This is a genomic window from Pontibacter litorisediminis, assembly GCF_029360645.1.
GTDB classification, from domain to species: domain Bacteria; phylum Bacteroidota; class Bacteroidia; order Cytophagales; family Hymenobacteraceae; genus Pontibacter; species Pontibacter litorisediminis.
On record NZ_JARDUA010000004.1, the window covers coordinates 277,399 to 298,259 of the forward strand.

Sequence of the window (20,861 nt, forward strand, 5' to 3'; positions counted from 1 at the left end):
AGTAAGGTTAGATGAAATGATGTTTTTGTGTTCTGATTAGTATAGGTATAAGTATAAATCAATCCAGAAACTCGCTTACCGCCTTATTGAAGGCCTCCGGCTGCTCGAACTGCAGCATGTGCCCGGCCTGCGGCAGCATCACCAGCTGGCTGTTCGGTATCCGCTCTTTCCCGATTTCAGCCACGGCCTGCGTGGTTAGGCTGGGGTTGAGGTAGCGGTTCGGAATCAGGCTGTCGTTCTCGCCGAACAGGATGAGCGTAGGCGTTTGTAGCTGCGGCAGCCTGTCGTGCACCGGCTCATCCACCATGGCGGCCACGCCCTGCGCCACAGCTTTGCTGTAGTCCGGGAACTGCGCCGCCTTCGTCATCTCCACCCGTTCATCAATCATGAATTGCGCGTCAGCAGGCATCTGGTAGAAGTTTACCTTCACGTTGGCAGCGATCTGCTCGGGGGTAGTCTTGGCGATACTTTCAGGCGTAACGGTGGCTTTAAACAGCTGCTTCTGCTGCTCGGTGAAAGTCTCCAGCCCGGCGGGAGCGGCTAGTATGAGCTTTTGCACCCGCTCCGGCGCCTGCAGGGCCGCGGTTATGGCAACCTGCCCGCCCATGGAGTGGCCCACTAATACCGCCTGCTTAATTTTGAGCTTGTCCATCAGGGCCAGCACGGCATCGGCGTAGGCTTTCATGCCCACCTGTGCCTTCTCTTTGGAGGATTTCCCGTAGCCCGGCAAATCCAGGGCAATGGTGCGGTAGTGCTGGCTCAGTTCTGGGATGTTCTTGTTCCAGGCGGGTAGGTAGCTGCCCAAGCCATGGATAAGGATAATGGTTTGCGCCCCCTTTCCCTGGTCCACGTAGGCAATGGTCTGGCCGTCCGGCAGTATTACCTGCTGCACCGGGAAGTTATACTTCAGGCCTTCAAAAACAGGATCAGCAGTGGTGGTGGCTACCGTCTCAGACTTAGCGGCCGGGGCTTGGCACTGAGCGTTCAGGCTCAGGAGGCCTCCGAGCAGGAGCGTTAGGTATAGTTTGGCGTTAGTTCTCATACACGGGTTGGGTTACAGGTGTGGCAGGAGCCTCCACCGGGGCAGGCTTCCTGAAAGTATAGTATAAAGAGAATCCGACGATGACAGAGGCCAGTATAGCCAGGGCGGCGGCAATGCCGGGGTTGCGTACCGGGGCATCCATGTATGAGGTGAGGCCGCCGTAGTATACCGCAAAGTGCACGGCCACCGAGGTGAGCGAAGCCGCCACCGGCGCCACCAGCGGCACCCGCTTCAGGAACATGCCGAACAGTACCGGCACAAAGGCCGCCGAAAAGTAGGCATACACGCCGTTCTGCGCGAAAATGCCCACGCTCAGGTTCGGGTAAAGCAGCTGGTCAAAAGTTAGCAGTATGGTGACCACGGCCAGCGCCACAATCACCAGGCGGTTGATCACTACGCTGCGGGCCTCTACTCTGGGGCCGAATACGGGCGTCAGGATATCGGAGGTGATCGTGATCGACAGCGATTGAATCAGCCCCTCTAAGGTGGAGAGCCCTGCCGAGATCAGCCCCAGCACCACCAGCAGCCCAATGTACACCGGAAACTCACTCACCACGTAAGCCGACATGATGCCGTCTAACGGAATCGCCTCGCCGTTTATACTTAAGTCCGGAAAGGTGATGCGGGCGTAGAGGCCGGCAATGACCACCAGGAAGAACAAGGCCTCGGTGAGCACCCCTACCAGCAGGTATACATTCACGTCTTTTTCATTCTTGAGCAGCAGCGATTTAGTAATGATGTGCGGCTGGCACACAATGGCCACCCCGATGATGATCTGGCAGAAGATGATCTCGAAATAGTCGCGGAAGAGGAAGCTCTGTGGGTTGGTGGGCTGTACCAGCAGCGGGTCTATGGCCGCGAGTTTGTCCAGGAAACCTTTCACTCCGTTGCTGAAGTGCTCGTAGCCGGAGCCCAAAAGTATAAAGGCCACCACCACCATCAGCAGCGCCTGGATCATGTTGGTATACACCATGGAGTTGGCGCCGCCAAACATCATGTAGCCGAACACAAACACCACAATGCCCACACACACATGCAGCTCGTTTAGGTTTAGCACGCTGGCCAGCACCTTCGTCAGCCCCACACAGATGAGCACGATAAACGTGATCAGCAGCAGCGACAGAAAAGCAAAGAACATCGCGTAGCCACGGCTTTTGTATACCGAGCCCATCCACTGCGCCATGGTTTGCGCCTTCACGGCCGTGCCCATACTCCGGAAACCCTTAGTAAGTATCACCAGTGATAGCAGCGCGGCAGCCGGCAAGGCAATGGCCATGGAGATAAAGCCACTCACACCGTACAGCGCCACAAAGCCCGGGTTGATGATGAACGTGGCCGCGCTCGTCATGGAGGCAGCCAGCGCTAAGCCCACCGCCACCGGCGAGAAGGCCACGCTGCCCAGCGCGTAATCCGAAATAGAACGGATGCGCAGCGCCCCCCGCACCACGAAGAACAGTATAAGCGCCGCGTAAGCGATGACAAGTATCCAACCAGCCGTTGTAAGTTCAGAAGGGGCTAAGTCGTTCATGGGAGTCGGTGTTATAAGTGTAGCTTTGTCCAAATAATTTAAGCAATTATCTAAATAGCGCCACGCTTATACTTGCCAACTCAGGATATTTTAAGGTGAAATTGGAAGAGCGTGAGGTGAGGTTTTCTTGCCGTGAGTGAGTAGTTGCTTATTTTGTGGGTGAGGTTACAGAGGGTGTAATTTTTGTTGCCGCTGCTCTCACAGCTCGTGCTCATTTATACTTGGCAACCTTCCTGGGGCCAATCTTTTGATTTGTGACTTACTAATGATGTTGAGTCTGAGACTCAACTGGCTTAAAAAGGCATGCCTTATACTTGGGCTATACTTCATATTTCTCTGGCGCAAGAAGCGTCCGCTTGTGCCTTTGCTGCTGACTTTTCGCTGGCGCGAGCTTATAGCTCGAGCTTTTTCCTAATGCTACTGCTTCCCTAACTTTAACCTAGCTATCCGTGCTAGCTACTGCTGATCCTCCAGTCTTACATACCTACAGTTGCATTTCATACTTTCTGCTCTCTAGCCCGAGAGGGCTCGTCCTCGGCCATCGCGCTGTCTACATTTCCTGCCCTCGTGCCTCGGGCTGCCTCACTGGCGTTCGGCACCGGAAATCTAGAAGGCGCTCAGCCCAAGGACTGGGTTCTAGTTCGATAGCCACGGCACTCTGTAGTGTTACCTTTGGAAGGGGGCAGTGGGATTATAATTGTCTGCTGATTCCCCTCCTCGGAGGGGTTAGGGGTGGGGTTTGCTTTGGCGCCAAAGCTTCACCTCCCTTTCACCAAGATCCTTTCAGGGTGACAAAAGAAAGGCTACACTTGACCTGATATAAGAACAGTTAGAGCAACGAGAAAATAGAACTCCCCTTCTTGCCCTCTAAAGAGGGCTTCTGCACCCCCAGGAGGAGCCGTTGATCCCGTTGGTTGCTTGGCTCTACAACTCCTAAACTCTCTAACTCCCAAACTCAAAGTATCTGCAGCCGCTTCAGCAGTGCCTCTTTGTGCGTGTTGCCAATAGGAATTTGCTTGCCGCCAATCAGGATGTTGTTATCTTCGATGGCCTCGATAGCCGTGAGGCGCACGATGTAGGAGCGGTGCACGCGCATGAAGTCCTTGCTGGGCAGGCGCTGCTCCAGATGCTTTAGGCTTTGGCTGACGAGGTAGATGTGCTGGGGCGTCTTGATGTTGCAGTAAATATCCTGCGCCTCAGCCCACACAATGTCCTCCAGCGCGACCTTCTCCAGCCGGTTGCGCACTTTCACAAACAGCGCGTCGTGGAGCAGGTAATTATCGCCTTCGGCTGTGGCAGGCTCCGTGAGCGCAGTATTTATACTTGCCGCCTGCCCTTGGCGGGCGCTGGCGTTGTATATGGCCACCTCAATGCTGCTTTGCAGGGTCCGGATGTCGAAAGGCTTCACCAGGTAAGCGTGCGGATTAGTTTGCTTGGCACGGTCGATCGTCTCCTTGTCTGAGAGGGCCGTCATGAAAATGAACGGAATCTGGCTGGACTTGGAAAGTATGGCCGCCGTGTCGATGCCGTCGAGCTTGCCTTCCAGCGTAATGTCGAGTATGGCAAGGTCCGGGTTGCACTTATGCACCTCCAGCAGCAGTTCCTCGCCGGAGCTCACCATAGCGCACACCTCATACCCCAGCTCCTCCAGCGAGAAAGCCAGGTTCTGCGCAATCACCACGTCATCCTCTGCGATCAGCAACTTTACCTTTGCCATACGTTCTGTGGTATATTTTTCAAGCTTCAGGAGCTAAACCATATCAATATAGATATTTTAGGCTAGATAAAGAAATCGCCTGCCTCGGCAAGTATGGTTTTATAGGGAGGAATTTGTAACTTGATACATGCTTTTGCCGCTCCGCCAGATAAGAATCTTCTTGACTCTCAGCCTGCTACTGCTGCAGGCTGTAGCAAGTATGGCCACGGCTCAGGCCCCCGATACCGTAGTGCTGCAGCCAGACGCGAGCAAGGAGGTGCTGGTGCCGCTGCAGGTGTACCACGACCAGGGCGGCAAACTGCATTTGCAGCAGGTGCAGCAAATGTCTTTCTCTCCCCTCGATACACAGGCCACACTACAGGCTGGCAAAACCGTGCACTGGGTGCGGGTGGTGCTGCAGAATGAATCCCGGCACGAGATTACCCGCTATCTCTACGCCGGCGATTGGAGCCGGATACAGGTTTATGCTTTAGGTCCGGAGGCAGGTGTGGAGGAGCGACAAACGGGGCAGCTGCTGCCCATACAAGAGCGTGACGTGCCCCGGAGTAAACCGCTGGTGCGGGTGCAGGTGCCGCCACAAAGCCACGCGTTGTTGTACCTGCGCCTGCAGGGCGACATTAACCTGTACAAACCGCAGCGCCTGAGCCTGCAGCTGCAGACGCCGGAGCAAGTGGAGCAGCGTAACAATAACCGGTTGCTGGGGCAGGGGATTTTTATGGGCATCATCCTGGTGATGACGCTCTACAACCTGGTGCTATACTTTTCGGTGCGCGACCGCAGCTATTTATACTACGTGCTAGCGCTTCTGGGCACGGGCTTATACTTTATGTTTTACCATGGCTTCGCGCTGGAGCTGCTCTGGCCCAACGCCCCTTACTGGAACGCCCACAGTTTTGCCTTCATCGTTACGTTTAATGGCTTGTTCCGGCTGCTGTTTACTAAAAGCTACCTCAACACCCACCACACCATGCCCCGCTGGGATAAGCTGCTGACGTTGCTCTCGCTGCTATATGCGCTGCCGGTAGCCATGGGCCTGCTTTCCTTCCTCACCCCGCTGGACCTGCTGCAGGTCTGCGTGGATTTGATTGGGGTGATTGGTGGCGCCGTACTGGTGGCAATGCTGCTGGTGGGCGCTGCGGCACTGCGGCAGGGCTATCGTCCGGCTTTATACTTTCTTATCGCCAACGTATTCTTTGTGGTGGGTGCGCTGCTGTTTATATTGAAGGAGACGCATTTGCTGCCCAATACTACCTTTACTGTGTACTCAGCGCAGGTAGGCATGGTAGCGCAGGTGGTGCTGTTCTCGCTGGGTTTGGCCTACAGGCTGAACACCGTAACAAACGAGCTGGCAGCAGAAGTCCTGGAAAAAGAGCGTCTGGAGCGCGAGAAGGAGACAGAGCGCAAGCGCCTGGTGGAGCAGCAGAAAAAGGAGCTGGAGGTGACGGTGGCCAATCGCACCGCCGCGCTGCGCCACAAGACGCAGGAGCTGAACGAGACCGTGCATCAGCTAAGGGAGTCGGAGCACAAGTTGCTGCGCCTTAACCAGCTCAAAGACCGCTTCTTCTCCATCATATCCCACGATCTGCGTACACCGCTGGCTACGCTGGATTCCTTCCTGAATATCCTGATCAATTTCTCGGATCGCATGAAGCCGGAGCAGATGCAGAAGCTGGCCAACCACACGCAACTCTCGGTGCACAACCTGCAGTCGCTGCTGGAGAACCTGCTGCAGTGGGCTGCCTCCCAAACCGCCTCCGACCAAAGTATGCGCTTCGAGCCGGAAGTGCTGCCGCTGCATCAGTCCGTGCAGCGCAACCTGGAGCTGCTGCAGGATACCGCTGCCGCCAAGCAAGTAAGCTGGCAGGTGCAGCTGCCCGAGGCGCTAAACGTATACGCCGATGCCAACATGCTCGATTTCGTGATCCGGAACCTGCTGCACAACGCCATAAAGTTCTCGAATGCAGGCAGCCAAGTGTACCTGCAGGCAAAAGTGAGCAGCGGTATGGCAGAGATATCCGTTCGGGACGAGGGCGTGGGCATGACTAACGATGTGCTCCAGTCGCTCTTTCACTCCGAGCATCCGGCTATTACCAGCAAAGGCACCTCCAACGAGAAAGGCACTGGTCTCGGGCTGCTCCTTTGCCGGCAGTTCGTAGAGCGCTGCGGCGGAAGCATATATGTGCAGAGCGTGCCTGGCCAAGGCAGCCGTTTTTGGTTTACCCTGCCGTTAGCGCCAGCTCAGCCAACTCCAAACCCGCAGCGGGAGCTGGAGGGGGAGATACTCTAACAATTTTTCCAGCCGAGTTCTGCCTCTCCCCCTGTTGAGGAGTCTGCAGTGCCGTGCCCAACCACCCCTGCCCCTCCTTGGCTTTCTCGAGGGCCCCTACCCCCAGGAGGGGAGCTTGTGATTACTGATTCTGAAGTATGAGTTCTATAGTTAAAGTATAAACACCCCTATAGTCCCCTTAAGGGGACAGTAGTACTAGCCGTAGCTACCGAACCTGATCCCAGCCTTTGGGTTGAGCGCCTTCTAGATTTCCGGTGACGAGCGAGAGCGAGGCATTGCGACAGCAAAGGAAATGTAGACAGCGCGATGTCCTTATCGAGGGCCCCTACCCCCAAGACGAGCCCTCGCGGGCTGGAGCGAGCCAAAGTAGGAGGTGAAACAGGTAGGTGGTAGGACCGTGGATAAACGGGGGCTAGCAAGGATAGCTCTTGTGTCAAAATGCAGGAAGCAGAAGCAATAGGAAAGCACGATCTACAACTAGCGTATGAGAAGAGGCATCAGCGGCTAAGGGGAGCACCTTCATTACCAACATACGAAAATAATCGTAAATAAATTTCCTGTTACGAAACTATTCGTATATACTTGCAGTACAACATCTCAAGAACGCTTAACTACTTCTACCCTATGACCTTACCACAAATCCCAAAACCTACGGAGTCAGAGCTGGAGATACTGCAGGTGCTGTGGCAGCACGGGCCGAGTACCGTGCGCTTCGTGCACGAAGAGCTCAGCAAAAACAAAGAAGTCGGCTATACCACCACCCTCAAAATCATGCAGCTGATGACGGAGAAAAACATGCTGGAGGCCGACAAGTCTAGCCGCTCGCATATCTTCAAGCCGCTGCTGCAGGAGGAGGACACGCAGCAGCAACTGCTCAGCCGTTTCTTGGACACCGCCTTCCGCGGATCGGCCAGCAAACTGGTGATGCAGGCACTCGGCAACAGCCGCACATCCAAGGAAGAACTCGATGAAATCAGAAACCTGTTAGATAAACTGGAAGGAGGTACGAAATGAACCTAGTAGAAAACCTGATGCCGGAGGGACTGGTGAGCGCCCTTGGCTGGACACTGCTGCACGCGCTGTGGCAGGGAGCCTTTGTGGCACTGCTCCTGAGCCTGTCTTTGGTGCTGCTGCACCGCCATTCGGCCAGAGTTCGCTATGCTGTGGCCAGTTCGGCTATGCTGCTGCAGCTGTTGCTGTCGGTAGGCACGTTCGCAATCTACTTCAGCAAAGCGGATGCGGTTTTAGCGCCAGCTAGAAGTATGGAGGTGGTGGCTGAGGCGCCGGTTGTAAGTATACATGCCTCGTTCTGGGCAGATCCCTTGGGAACGGCGCAGGTGTACTTTGAACAGCACCTGCCGCTGCTGGTAACGCTATGGCTGCTAGGGCTTGTGCTGATGGCCGTGCGTTTTATCGGAGGCCTGGCCTACACCCAGCGCCTGCGTAACTACAGAACATCAGAGTTGGGTGAGCAGTGGCAGCAGAAACTAAACCAGCTGCAGAGGCGGCTGGGCATGCAGCAGGCCGTGCGGCTGGTGGAGTCGGCGCTGGTGCAGGTGCCCATGGCGATAGGCGTGGCCAAGCCGGTGATCCTGCTGCCGATGGGTGCGGTAACGGGCCTGACGCCGGCGCAGGTGGAAGCCATACTTGCCCACGAACTGGCGCACATCCTCCGCCGGGATTACCTGCTGAACCTGCTGCAGTCGGTGGTGGAGATCCTGTACTTCTACCATCCGGCCATGTGGTGGGTGTCTGGGGTGGTGCGGGCCGAGCGCGAGCACTGCTGCGATGATGTGGCCGTTGCCCTCTGCGGCGACTCCCTGACCTACGCCCGCGCCCTTACCGAGCTGGAGGCCATGCGCATGCCGGCTGCGCCTGTTATGGCCGTGGCCTTCTCGGGGCAGCGCGGCTCGCTGATCAACCGGATCAAACGCCTGGTGGGGCAGCCCCTGAAGCCAACCTTTAGTGAGGGGTTCGCCGCTGGCCTGGTGCTGGTAATCGGGCTGCTGGCCGTGTCTTTTGGGGCGGTGGCCGAGCGGCAGCCGCTGGAGGCGGAGAAGCCAACCCAACCTGAGAAGGAAACGGCAGCGGCGGAAGCCGGAGGCGCGGAGGATACAGGAGGGGCAGAAAGTTTCATAGCGCAGGATGCCCAGGGCAACAGCCGCAACGTGGTTATCATCACCAATAAAAAAGGAAAGGTGAAAGAGCTGTACGTGGACGGCAAGCGCATCCCTAAGAAGGACATCGAGAAGTATAACGACCTTATAGAGCAGCGCCTGCAGGCCACTGCCAATGCACCGAGGGCCACACGGGAGGAGGTGAAAGAGCTGATAGTGCAGGAGCGCGAGGCGCTGGCAAGAACCAGGCGGGGCACGAGAGAAGAGAGGGTTATTGTGGAGCGTCTTTCAGAGGAGCCCCTGCCTCCCCTGCCCCCGCTGCCGCCATTGCCGCCCATGCCAGCGCCTCCGGCTCCGCCGGCCCCTCCTGCCCCACCAGCAGGCGCCAGCAAAAAAGAGCAGAAAGCCTATGAGCGCGAGATGAAGAAGTATCAGGAGGAGATGGAGCGGCATGCACAGCAGATGCAGCAGGAGGCCAGAAGATTTGAACAGCAAGTGGTGGTACGGCGTATAGCCCAAGACAGCCTGAGACACCGAGAGCTTATGATCAGACACGAGGAAAGAGCCGATGAGATGCGGGCCCGCATGGAGGCGCGGCAGCATGAAATGGAGGCCCGGCGAGCCGAAATGGACTCGCGCAGGGCAGAGATGGAGGAGCGCCGCCATAAACATGCTGAGAATATGCGCCAGATGAAGGATGAGCTGCTGAAGGATGGCCTGATCGAGAGCGACAGCAGCAACCTGAACATCCAGCTAAATAACGGCGAGTTCTTCATCAACGGTAAAAAGCAGCCGCAGCAAGTGTACGACAAGTATAAAAAGTGGCTGCACCCGGATAAGGAGTAGCTTGTGCCGGCACTATGCAAATTTCGTAATAAAGCCTACCTTTGAGTATCAAAAGGTAGGCTTTATGCTTTTTAAGTAGCTGTAAGGCTATAGTTTATACTATGTGCCTACATCCCTTTACGGGTAAAATTGCGTAAGTAGGCGTACCTGCCGCGTGGCTGGCCCAAAACGTTGTTTTAATTACATCATCACCCATACCCCATGGCTAAAAGATTTCTCTTAACACAGGCACGTCTGCGCGCTGCGCTTTCATTGCTGCTGCTGCTCCTGCTTTCGGTACACGCCTTTGCCTCCGATACCCAGCACATGATCCCGCTTTCGCTGCAGGAGCGCGTGCAGGGCGCCGAGATGGTGGTGGAGGGCGAAGTGGTGCGGCAGGAGTCGTTCTGGGATGCCCAGCATGAAAACATCTATACTTCTAACATCATTAAGGTGTACAAAGCCTTTAAAGGCGAGGTGAAGGCTGAGCTGGTGGAAGTAATTACCGAGGGAGGCACGATAGGCTTGAAAAAGCATGTTTTCTCTACGGCACTTAAGCTAAGGCCGGGGCAGCAGGGCCTGTTCTTCCTCAGCCGCCAGCAGATGCACCAACGCACCCCGGGCAATCAGTCTGTGAGCACTCGCGCCTACGGCAGCGAACAAGGGTTTGTGCAGTATGACCTGGAGAGACGGACTGCCCGCGGCGTGTTTGAGAAGTATGGCAGTGTGCAGGAACTGTACGATGCTGTGAGCGGGAAGACGGGGCAGCAGTTCCGCGTCATCTCCGAGAACCAGAAACTGAAGGCGACCTCTGTGCAGAACGGGCAGCAACAGCAGCAGGGAGTTACCGCACCGATTATCACCAGCTTCTCGCCGCGGGTGGCCAGCGCAGGCACAGGCGTTGTACTGACTATAAACGGCACCGGCTTTGGCAGCAGCCGCGGCAATGGCTCTGTGGAGTTCAGAAACGCTGACGACGGAGGCCAGACATTCGTGAAGCCGCTCCCAACAGAGTATATCTCCTGGACCAACACGCAGATCAAGATGTACATCCCTTCGGTGATGCAGGACGAGGGTACGGCTGGCTCCGGCCCTATCCGTGTAACGACCAGCGATGGTAGTTCTTTTACCTCTGTGGGGGGCATTACGCTGGAGTTCGCCTACTCCAACATCGACTTCGACGACAAGTCGTTCCGGCCTGTACTTACTGACCAGAATGGCTCCGGCGGCTATACCATACTCTTTGCCGAGAGCATGGAAAGCCGCCTGGCTGCCAAAGAAGGCTTCAGAAGAGCCGTAAACACTTGGGTGTGCGTCTCAGAGATTAACTGGACCCTGGGTGGCCAAACCACAAAAAACAGCACGGCAGACGATGGATTGTCTATCGTCCGGTTTGCCTCACAATCAACGGTTGGCGAGTCGGTGCTGGCGCGCACCATTAGCCGCTATGAAGGCTGCGCCAGCCGTGTCACCAACGACACACTGTTTTGGGTAACTGAGTTCGACATGGAGATCAACAGCGAAATAGACTGGCAGTATGGCCCGGGCGGCCCCGGTAACCGCCAGTTTGATTTTGAGACAGTAATGCTGCATGAGCTGGGGCATGCCCACCAGCTTGGCCACGTGAACCTGGACAATGCCGTGATGTTCTACGCCATTGAGTACGCACGCCTGGAGCGTGACCTGAGCCCACTCGACATACGCGGCGCCCAACTGGTAATGGCGGCCAGCACCAAGGAAAACAGCTGTAGCCAGCCTCCTATGGTGCCGAACCCGAACGGCGAGTGTAACCTGGCCCCAGAAATACTAACGCTAGAAGCAGCGTTTAACGCGGCAGGCGCTGTGCAGGTAAACTGGATAAGCCGCAATGAGCAGCAGGTGGTCAGTTATATGTTGCAGCGCAGCCAGGATGGGGTAACCTGGGAGGATGTGGGCTCTGTGGCGGCCAAAGGGCCGAATACCGGCGACCTGAGCTATACTTTCGCGGACCCGAGCCCGCTGCGCGAGCAGTCTTACTACCGCCTGGAGGTAACGTACAGAAGCGGTGAGGTCAGCTATTCGCCCCGCGTTATAGTGGTCAACCCAGCTGACTTGCGTGTGCTGCGGTATTTCCCTAACCCGGTTGGAGGGGAGAACACACGGCTTACCCTGCGCTACCTGGTTAGCCGCGGTGCCACTATGCAGGTGCAGCTCTACAATGCAAAGGGGCAGGCTGTAAGAACGTATGAAATCAGCTTCAGCACCGGCACAAGCGCCTACAGCATCGACCTTGAGGGGCTGGCGGCTGGCATATACTTCCTGAAGTGGCAGGAAGGCAGCCGTAACGGTACAGAGCGGATTCTGAAGCAATAATCCTATTTACTGTAAAAGCAGCAGCGCCGGAGCCCAAAAGCTCCGGCGCTGCTGCTTTTACACTTTCTGCTTTATCCGCTCAATCGATCCGGATCTTGTGGCTGGGCTTTTCTTTGTTGCCGCGCTTAGGAACGGTAACGTGCAGCACCCCGTCCTTGTAGCTGGCCTTTATGTCCTCCTCCTTTACAGCGTCGGGAAGGCGGAAAGAACGGGTGAAAGAGCTGTAGTTGTACTCGCGACGGGTATAGTTTTCTTGCTCGTCTTTTTTCTCCTCCTCTTTCTCAGAGCTGATCGTTAACATGCCATCGTGCACATCAATGTTGAAGTCTTCTTTCTGCATGCCCGGTGCGGCCAACTCAATGGCATAGTCCTGCTCGTTCTCGCGGATGTTGGTGGCAGGTACATTGGCCATCATCTGAGGGCCTACACGAGAAGGGAAGCCCCAAAGGTCTGATTCGAAGAAGCGGTCTACATCGCTGAAGAAGTCAGAGAATACAGAGCGGGTTGGCATCGCATTCCCCCTGTTTCTCCTGGTCATCATGTTTGCCATGGCTTTTCCTCCTTTTGTTCTTTAAGTTTAAAATTAGCTTAAACGCATAATGCTTTGGCTTTTATTTTTACGAGTGGCCTGCGTGCGTGTTGTGTTGTAGGAGTGTTGTTAGCAGGTGTACGCCCGGTACTCACGCAATAAAAAAGCCGCTTAGCCATGCCTGGGCAAGAGCGGCCAAGCACTGTGGGCTGGTGGAAAAAGCAAAAAGGCAGGCAACATGCAGTTGGGGATACTGTCTGTTGTCTGCCTTTTCAGGAAAGGCACCTGTTATGCCAGGCGTGCGGTAAGCCCATGGAAGAGACTCGCGCCTGGCTGATGCCGTAGCTGTTGGTTTTAGAGCATTAAGGGCTTTCTAGCTTGGAAAGACTGTGAACGATGGCACAAATGTGCACCCCTCATTTCTATAACACAAGGTATTTTAAGGTGCTTTTGTCACATCGGAAAATCGGAGATGGAGAGGGGGTTTTAGGGATGTAAATGTGTTTCTGGCGCCTAATCGCTCATTACTCTTGTTGGAAAATAAGGCATTTGTCACATGAGCTTTAGAAAAAAGTGCGTCATGACATCGAATTTTATGTGCCGGAAAAGGCAGAGGAGTGGCAGTTGATGCCTGGCAGGATGACGAGATTTCCCGCCCTGCTGGTTCACCGGGGCTGCACCGCAACCATGTGGAGCTCTACATGATTTCCATACACACGCTTCTTCTTCTCCTGCACGCCCTACCGCACCGCTTCGGCTCTTTCTGCCTGGTTCCGATATTTTCCTTACAGGGGGTACTGATTACAGTTGTTTATGTTTATTTTGCCACACTGCGTGTGCCTAAGCAGGGAAACCTGCAAACGCTGTCTGGGCTTATGCCTGCTTTGATTGTTTTCCCGCTCTGCCCGGCTATGGCCCTCTTTGGGAGTATAGTGCCGGCCTGATGCGGAGCTAACTTATACCTGCGAACCATGCCTCAACAAAGATTAAACTGGGATAAGCTTATCTCTAAAAAACGCTTCGAGACCAACGACAGGAAGTATACTTCGGATGAGTCGGTGCGCGGCGAGTTCCAGCGCGACTACGACCGCATCGTGTTTTCCTCAGCTTTCCGGCGGCTGCAGAACAAGACGCAGGTCATGCCCATGCCCGAAAGCGATTTTGTGCACACCCGCCTGACGCACAGCCTGGAGGCCTCGGTGGTGGGGCGCTCGCTGGGGCGCATCGTGGGCAAAAGCATACTGGAGCGGCACCCGCAGCTGGCGCAGGAGAAAAACATTCAGGAAGCTGATTTTGGGGATGTAGTGGCCGCGGCCTGCCTGGCCCACGACATTGGCAACCCGCCCTTCGGGCACTCCGGCGAAGATGCCATCTCTGCCTATTTCCTGAGCGATGAGGCACAGGCATACCTGCAGAACCTGACAGCCGCCGAAAAAGCGGATCTACGCAACTACGAGGGCAACGCTGCGGGCTTTAGGGTACTGACGTATACGTATCCGGCGCACTGCCAATTGCCCGACGGTGTTAGCCACAGTGGCCTCAGCCTGACCTACACCACGCTGGCCACCTTCACGAAGTATCCGAAAGAGTCGCTGCCCAAAGTGGCCGGCACCAAAAATACCAGTGAGAAGAAGTATGGCTTTTTCCAGACGGAGAAAGGATGGTTTAACACCATTGCCCAGGAGCTGGGGCTGCTGAAGAAAGGCCAAGACGGGGAAGTGTTTTACCACCGCCACCCACTGGCTTTTCTGGTAGAGGCCGCCGACGACATCTGCTACCGCATCATCGATTTTGAGGATGGCCTGAAGCTGGGGCTGGTGCCACAGGAACAGGGTATGGACCTCCTTCGCCAGATCCTCAACGACGACCCGAACCGCAAGTCCAGCCTCACCTTCTATGATTGGAAAGAGGAGATCGGCTACCTGCGCGCCCGCATCATAAACAAATTGATAGAGGAAACCACCGCTATTTTTCTGCAGCACGAAGAGGAAATACTGGCCGGCACCTATGATAAGCCGCTGATCAATGAAGTAAGCAGCAAGCCGGTGCTGGACGAGATAAAGGACTTATCTATAAAGCTGATCTACCAGAACCGCCCGGTGCTGGAAATTGAGGCTGCCGGCTTTGAGGTGCTGGGCGGCCTGCTGGACGCCGGTATAAAAGCCGTGTTCAGGCCAGAGTCGAAGCACCACCGAAAGCTGGGCGCCCTGATCCCGCCACACTACCTGCAGCTCCCTGACGAGGCAACCGAATATGAGCGCATCATCCACATCTGCGACTTCGTGACTAGCCTCACCGACCAGGCGGCACTGGGTTTGTACCGCAAAATAAAGGGAATCGAGCTGCCGAGGATGTACTGATAAATCCTTCATAATGATGTCTGCGTATGAGCTAAGTCGTTAAGGTTCAGCAGATGTCGCAACCAGTGTTCAATTTTGAAAGGTACAAGCCGCAGGACTGGCTTTCGGTTTACCGGTTGCTGGCGGTGCCGGCATTGTTGTACACGTTGCTGAACAGGCAGGAGGCGCCTTTCCTGGTGTTGCTGGCTATCAGCCTGGCTACCGATGCCGTGGACGGCCTGCTGGCGCGCCGGCAACGGCAGGAGAGCCTGCGCGGTGCCAAGCTCGATTCCTGCAGCGACCTGCTCACGGTGCCTTTCATGCTGGCCAGCCTCTTCATCTTTAAACCCAATTTTCTGGAAGAGCAGGTAGTGCTGCTGAGTGTGCTGGTAGGGCTATACTTCCTGGAGTTGCTGACCTCCATGCTGCGCTACGGCAAACCCAGCAGTTTCCACACCTACCTCGATAAAGCCTCTTTCATACTGCTGGGTATCTTCTACTTCTCCCTTTTCCTGTTCGGCTTTGTTGGCTGGCTTTTCTACACTGCCATGGCGCTGGCCATACTTGGGGAGTTGGAGGAGCTTGTGCTGGTCATGCGGTTGCCCAGGTGGCGAAGTAAGGTTAAAGGCCTTTTCTGGGTGCTGCAGGAGAAGTAGCATGCCCCTGCTTCCTTTCGTCTAGAAAAAATCGAGGTTCATCTTCCTCCCTCTCTCATCTGTATAATGCGGTAGCTTTGCGGTGCGGTAAATTCGTTTCTTAGCCCATTTTGAATTAATTTTAGACGTTGTAGCACAGCTGCTGCAAGTGGCCTTTGGCCAAATACACCCTTTTTTCAACAAACAAAAACACATGAAGAGCAAATTTATCATCTGCCTTTTGTGGTGCGTTACTAGCCTGTCGGCGATGGCGCAGAGCAATGGCAACAAGATTGAGTTCACGGAGTACACGCTCCCGAACGGCCTGCACGTGATCCTGCACCAGGATAAGTCCACACCTAATGTGGCGGTGTCGGTGCTGTACCACGTGGGCTCTAAGAATGAGGTAGAGGGCCGCTCTGGCTTTGCCCACTTCTTTGAGCACCTGATGTTTGAGGGCACCGAGAACATCGGCCGCGGCGAGTACAGCTCGCTGGTGCAGAAAGCCGGCGGCGCCCTGAACGCCAACACCTCCTTCGATCGCACTTACTATTATGAGCTGCTGCCGTCTAACCAGGTGGAGCTGGGGCTGTGGCTGGAGGCTGAGCGCATGAAGCACGCCAAGGTAGACGAAGTGGGCGTGGAGACCCAGCGCAAGGTAGTGCAGGAGGAGAAGCGCGAGCGCATCGACAACCAGCCGTACGGCTCTATGGGCGAGAACGTGTTCTCTACAGCCTACACCAAGCACCCATACAAGACCATGCCGATCGGCTCTTTCGAAGACCTGAACGCCGCCAGCATTGAGGAGTTCCGCGACTTTTACAAGACCTTCTACGTGCCCAACAACGCCACCCTGTCTGTGGCCGGCGACATCAATGTAGAGGAAACCAAGAAGATGATCGAGAAGTACTTTGCGGGCATCCCGAAAGGCACTAAAGAGATTCCTCGCCCGAACGTGGAGGAGCCTAAGCAGACAGCGGAGCGCCGCAAAACGGTGTATGACAACATTCAGCTGCCAGCCGTTATCCAGGCCTACCACATTCCGGCACAAGGTACAGATGATTACTATGCCCTCTCGATGCTGACCACGCTGCTTTCTGGCGGCGAGAGCGCGCGCCTGCCAAAGGCGCTGGTGGACAAGCAGCAGAAAGCCGTGGCCGCCGCCTCTATCCCTTTCCCTACCGAAGACCCGGGCCTGTTCCTGACCTTCGCTATTGCCAACATGGGTGTGGAGGTAAACGATCTGGAGCAAGCCATGGATGCCGAGATCGAGCGCGTGAAAACCGAGCCGCTTTCTGACCGCGAGTTCCAGAAGCTGCGCAACCAGGTAGAGAGCAACTTTGTGCAGCAGAACCGCACGGTGGCCGGTCGTGCCGAGAGCCTGGCCAACTACCATGTATACTTTGGCGATGCTAACCTGATCAACACAGAGCTGCAGCGTTACCTGAACGTGAAGAAGGAGGACATCCAGCGTGTGGCCAAGGAGTACCTGACCAAGAACAACCGCGTGGTGCTGCACTACCTGCCAAAGTCAGCGGAAGCAAAAAAGTAGAAATTTTAGACAAAGGACTTGATGACAAAAGACAAAGGATATACCATACATCTATAAGGTCTTTTGTCCTTTGTCACATAATCTTTTGTCAGGCTAAAATCTTAGAGATATCATGATAAAGAAACTATATAGTACCGCATTGCTGTCGCTGGCGCTGCTGTGTGTCATGCCGGCACAGGCCCAGCAAACCACCCCGCCGCCTCCGGGTCCTGCGCCTAAAATAGAGCTGGGCGAGTACAAGCACTTCACCCTGAAGAACGGCCTGAAAGTATACGTGGTGGAGAACCACAAACTGCCGGTGGTATCTATGTCGCTGGTGCTGGACCGCGACCCGATCCTGGAAGGCGAGAAGGCCGGTTATGTGCAGGCTGCCGGCCAGATGATGCGCACCGGTACCGCCAACCGCACCAAGGACCAGTTCGATGAGCAGGTAGACTTTATTGGGGCTGACCTAAGCTTCTCCTCTACCGGCTTCAACGCCTCTTCCATGAAGAAGCACCTGCCCACCCTGCTTGATCTGACTACCGACGCCCTGCTGAACCCGAAGTTCACGCAGGAGGAGCTGGACAAGATCAAAAAGCAGATGAAGGCGAACCTGGCGCAGGCCAAGGACAACCCGGATGCCATTGCCAGCCGCACCCGCAACCTGGTGCTGTACGGCAAAGATCACCCTTACGGGGAACTGATGACCGAGCAGACGGTGGATAACTTTACGCTGGAGGACATACAGAAGTACTACAACACCTTTTACAAGCCGAACATCGGTTACCTGGCCGTGGTGGGCGATGTGACGGAAAAGGAGATGAAGAAGCTCCTGAAGAAGTCGTTTGCCAAGTGGAAGAAAGCTGATGTGCAGGAAGTGAAGTATGACCTGCCGCAGCAGCCGGAGCAAACGCAGGTGGTGATCGTGGATCGCCCAAGCTCGGTGCAGAGTTCACTTATACTTACCAACCCCGTGGATATGAAGCCGGGTGCGGAGGATGCGGTGGCAGCCTCCCTGATGAACAACATCCTGGGCGGAGGCATGGATGCCCGCCTGTTCCAGAACCTGCGCGAGACGCACGGCTACACGTACGGCGCCTATTCTTCCATCAGCTCTGATGAGATCCTGGGCCGCTTTAACGCCAGCGCCAATGTGCGCAACGCCGTTACCGATAGTGCCGTGGTAGAGTTTATGAACGAGCTGAGCAAGATCCGCAACGAGCGCGTGAGCGAGGAGGAGCTGCAGGACGCCAAAGCCTACATGATGGGCAGCTTCGGCCGCGGCCTGGAGAACCCGGCAACGGTGGCGGTTTACGCCATCAACACGGCCCGCTACGGTTTGCCACAGGATTACTACCCGAACTACCTGAAAAAGGTGGAGGCTGTAACGGCAGCAGACGTGCAGCGCGTGGCGCAGAAGTACATTAACCCAGACAAGATGTACGTGCTGGCCGTAGGCAACGCCTCTGAGATTGCCGATAAGCTGAAGAAGTTTGACAAGGACGACAGCCAGATCACCTACTACAACACGGTGGGTGAGAAAGTAGACCGCGCGGCCATGGGCGTGCCGGCTGGCTTAACGGCCGAGCAGGTGATAAACGACTATATCAAGGCGATCGGCGGCAAAGCCAACATCGAAAAGCTGAAGGATATCAGCGTCACCAGCAACGCCACCATCCAGGGCATGACGCTGGTGTTTAAACAGCAGCAGAAAGGCAACGATAAGTTCCTGGTGCAGGTGCTGATGAACAACAACCCGATGCAGCGCGTGATCATCAACGGCGACAAAGGCAAAATGGAGGCCCCGATGCAGGGCGTGAACAAGGAGATGACGGCAGAGGAGCTGAAAACGCAGAAGCTGGAGGCAAACCTGTTTCCGGTGCTGCAGTACGAGAAGCTAGGCATTGAAACCAAGCTGACAGGGGTAGAGGATGTTGACGGTACCCAAGCCTACGCCGTAGAGGTGAAACAGCCGAATGGCCAGAAAGCCACCCATTACTTCGCTAAAGATACAGGCCTGCGCCTGAAAGAGGTAAACAGCCTGGAGACGCCTCAGGGCGTAATCACCCAGACCAAAACCTTTGGAAATTATAAAGAGGTGAATGGCGTGAAGTTCCCATACGTAGTAGAGACAGTGGTTGGCCCGCAGGCAATAAAAGCCGAGGTACAGACTATTGAGGTAAACAAAAACCTGAGCGACGATACGTTCAAGCTCTAAGGTTTATACTTGCCGATGAAGTACAAAGCGGCTGCCCTAGCTAGGGCAGCCGCTTTTTTTCTTGGTGCTTACCTGAAAAGGCTTCCCTGGCGCAAGCGTCCGCTTGTGTCTTTATACTTTAGCACAACTGGAATCCTCCGCTGGCGCGGGCTTGCAGCCCGTGTCGCTTTAAATTTCCTCGCTGTTCCGGACATCCCCGTCTGAAACCGACTCTGCCGCGGATCTTCAGATCCGCGTAAGGCATACTTTGGCTAAACATCCTAGCCACGACTTCCTGCAACCCGAGCTAAGCTATCCTTGCTAGCTACTGCTGATCCTCAGCTTTACAAGCGGCTCTTTCCATAGCTGGCTTTGGGGCTCTCCAGCCCGAGAGGGCTCGTCTTTGGGCATCGCGCTGTGTTCCCTTCCTGCCTCCGCTGCGCTGCGGCTGCCCTTTCAGGGCACCGGAATCTCACAAGGCGCTCAACCCAAAGACTGGGATTTGGTTTGATAGCCAGAGCTGATGGAGCTTGAACAGAGCTCCTCCCCTTTGACAAGGAGGGGCAGGGGTGGTTGGACCCGGTGCAGCTGAGTTCTCTCCCCTACTTTTAGGAGAGGGCCGGGGAGGGGTCTATCTAAAATAACTCCCCCTGCACCGGCTGCACATACTTCTTCGGCGGCTTTAAATCAAAGCCGCATACTTTGTTGAGCTGCTCGATGAGGTAAGTAGCCAGCTCCGGGGCTAGCGTGTTGTCGGGCTCGTGCACGAAAAAGTATAGGTGGCGCAAACCATTGCTAAACCACTCCTGCAGGCGCTCTACCCAGGCATCAATGCGGGTATAGTCGGTGGGGTGCAGGCCGTTGCCCACAAACCGGATCATGGCTGATGGCGTGGTGAGGCGCATGTGCAGCACATCGCGGCGGCCGGCTACATCGGTCAGCACCGTGCCGGCTTTATACTTCTCCAGCACTTCGAAAAGCTCCAGGCTGGCCACGTTGTCCACAAACCAGCCTTCGTGGCGCAGCTCTACCGTAATGGGTACACTTTCGGGGATGAAAGCAAGGAAAGCCTCCAGGTCGGGCAGTTGGTTAGGCGCAAAGTAGGGTGGCAGTTGCAGAAAAGCCTCGCCCAGCTTGTCCTCCAATCCGGCAACGGCCGCGCAGAAGGCAGCGGTTACATCCTGGGTGCTGCGCAGGGCGGCTTCGTGGCTGATGAGCTGTGGGAACTTGGGGCAGAACTTAAAGCCGCGTGGCACCATGTTGCGCCAGCGGTCGATGGTGTCGGGGCTGGGGATGTGGTAGTGGGTGCTGTTGAGCTCAATGGTGTTGAACTGCTTGCCATACCACAGTAGCGACTCTTTCTCGGGCATGCCGGCTGGGTAGTATTTGCCTACCCAGGCCTTGTTTACCCACACCGGCAGCCCCACGTATACCTGCGGCTTCAGGTAAGAGCCGGATTGCTGCAGCAGCGGCAGCGTGTCGGGATGGTTGGGGGGCAGCGTAAAGTCTACGCGGCTGATGTCGGGCAGCTTTCCAAAGTCCATGGTTTTATGCTTTTAGTTACTATACGTGTAAGCGCAAAATTAGCAGGAGCTGCCGGAGTGCCTCAGGCCGGATTCACCAAAAATGGGGCGAAAATTGGATCAAATCTCCTTGGCCAGAAGAAAATTTTTAATTATTTTTTATAGGTTATTTTCTATGCTTCCAATGTATGAAAATATCGCCATACGTCCTTTAAAAGGCGATTTCTGCATTAGCT

Annotated in this window: 14 protein-coding genes and 1 pseudogene; 10 read left to right on the forward strand and 5 right to left on the reverse strand. The window is 55.5% G+C overall.

Annotated elements, in window-relative coordinates; translation table 11 throughout:
• Nucleotides 1–58: 58 nt before the first annotated feature.
• From PXG97_RS14670 to PXG97_RS14680, 3 genes are all read right to left on the reverse strand, one after another.
• Nucleotides 59–1,042, reverse strand: coding sequence for an alpha/beta fold hydrolase (locus PXG97_RS14670; RefSeq protein ID WP_276498528.1), 984 nt, complete (start codon nucleotides 1,040–1,042; stop codon nucleotides 59–61).
• Nucleotides 1,032–2,570, reverse strand: coding sequence for a sodium:solute symporter family transporter (locus tag PXG97_RS14675; protein WP_276498529.1), 1,539 nt, complete (start codon nucleotides 2,568–2,570; stop codon nucleotides 1,032–1,034). Before PXG97_RS14675 ends, PXG97_RS14670 begins: the two co-directional genes overlap by 11 nt.
• Nucleotides 2,571–3,525: 955 nt before the next feature.
• Nucleotides 3,526–4,287, reverse strand: a complete 762-nt coding sequence (locus PXG97_RS14680; RefSeq protein WP_276498530.1) for a LytR/AlgR family response regulator transcription factor — start codon at nucleotides 4,285–4,287, stop codon at nucleotides 3,526–3,528.
• 127 nt (nucleotides 4,288–4,414) lie between these two features.
• Here PXG97_RS14680 and PXG97_RS14685 point away from each other — a divergent pair, with 127 nt between their 5' ends.
• The 4 genes from PXG97_RS14685 to PXG97_RS14700 all read left to right on the forward strand — a co-directional run bounded on the left by PXG97_RS14685 (nucleotide 4,415) and on the right by PXG97_RS14700 (nucleotide 11,868).
• Nucleotides 4,415–6,574 (forward strand): sensor histidine kinase, encoded by a 2,160-nt coding sequence (locus PXG97_RS14685; RefSeq protein ID WP_276498532.1) that lies wholly within the window; start codon nucleotides 4,415–4,417, stop codon nucleotides 6,572–6,574.
• Nucleotides 6,575–7,198: 624 nt separating this feature from the next.
• Nucleotides 7,199–7,588 (forward strand): BlaI/MecI/CopY family transcriptional regulator, encoded by a 390-nt coding sequence (locus tag PXG97_RS14690; RefSeq protein ID WP_276498533.1) that lies wholly within the window; start codon nucleotides 7,199–7,201, stop codon nucleotides 7,586–7,588.
• Nucleotides 7,585–9,537 carry a M56 family metallopeptidase gene (locus PXG97_RS14695; RefSeq protein ID WP_276498534.1) on the forward strand — a complete coding sequence of 651 codons (1,953 nt, stop codon included), beginning with the start codon at nucleotides 7,585–7,587 and terminating at the stop codon, nucleotides 9,535–9,537. Before PXG97_RS14690 ends, PXG97_RS14695 begins: the two co-directional genes overlap by 4 nt.
• 201 nt (nucleotides 9,538–9,738) lie before the next feature.
• Complete coding sequence (locus PXG97_RS14700; RefSeq protein ID WP_276498535.1) at nucleotides 9,739–11,868, forward strand: T9SS type A sorting domain-containing protein; 2,130 nt, start codon at nucleotides 9,739–9,741, stop codon at nucleotides 11,866–11,868.
• A gap of 79 nt (nucleotides 11,869–11,947) precedes the next feature.
• Here PXG97_RS14700 and PXG97_RS14705 read toward each other — a convergent pair whose 3' ends face one another.
• Nucleotides 11,948–12,409 (reverse strand): Hsp20/alpha crystallin family protein, encoded by a 462-nt coding sequence (locus PXG97_RS14705; RefSeq protein ID WP_276498536.1) that lies wholly within the window; start codon nucleotides 12,407–12,409, stop codon nucleotides 11,948–11,950.
• A gap of 605 nt (nucleotides 12,410–13,014) precedes the next feature.
• Here PXG97_RS14705 and PXG97_RS14710 point away from each other — a divergent pair.
• The 6 genes and pseudogenes from PXG97_RS14710 (at nucleotide 13,015) to PXG97_RS14730 (ending at nucleotide 19,123) form a co-directional block, all read left to right on the forward strand.
• Nucleotides 13,015–13,341, forward strand: a complete 327-nt coding sequence (locus tag PXG97_RS14710) for a hypothetical protein (RefSeq protein ID WP_276498537.1) — start codon at nucleotides 13,015–13,017, stop codon at nucleotides 13,339–13,341.
• Nucleotides 13,342–13,368: 27 nt separating this feature from the next.
• Nucleotides 13,369–14,757: a dGTP triphosphohydrolase gene (gene dgt, locus PXG97_RS14715; protein WP_276498538.1), complete on the forward strand. Its 1,389-nt coding sequence runs from the start codon at nucleotides 13,369–13,371 to the stop codon at nucleotides 14,755–14,757.
• Between the two features lie 53 nt (nucleotides 14,758–14,810).
• Complete coding sequence (locus tag PXG97_RS14720; RefSeq protein ID WP_276498539.1) at nucleotides 14,811–15,392, forward strand: CDP-alcohol phosphatidyltransferase family protein; 582 nt, start codon at nucleotides 14,811–14,813, stop codon at nucleotides 15,390–15,392.
• Between the two features lie 193 nt (nucleotides 15,393–15,585).
• Complete coding sequence (locus PXG97_RS14725; protein WP_276498540.1) at nucleotides 15,586–16,923, forward strand: M16 family metallopeptidase; 1,338 nt, start codon at nucleotides 15,586–15,588, stop codon at nucleotides 16,921–16,923.
• Nucleotides 16,924–17,305: 382 nt separating this feature from the next.
• Nucleotides 17,306–17,551 (forward strand): annotated as a pseudogene (locus PXG97_RS21505) (insulinase family protein); the annotation flags it as partial.
• Between the two features lie 21 nt (nucleotides 17,552–17,572).
• A complete protein-coding gene (locus PXG97_RS14730) occupies nucleotides 17,573–19,123 on the forward strand; it encodes a M16 family metallopeptidase (RefSeq protein ID WP_420851799.1) in 1,551 nt (516 codons plus the stop codon).
• Nucleotides 19,124–19,737: 614 nt separating this feature from the next.
• On the opposite strand, the gene PXG97_RS14735 is transcribed toward PXG97_RS14730, so the two are convergent.
• Entirely contained in the window at nucleotides 19,738–20,646 is a 909-nt protein-coding gene (locus tag PXG97_RS14735) for a DUF72 domain-containing protein (RefSeq protein WP_276498542.1), read from the reverse strand.
• Between the last annotated feature and the right edge of the window lie 215 nt (nucleotides 20,647–20,861).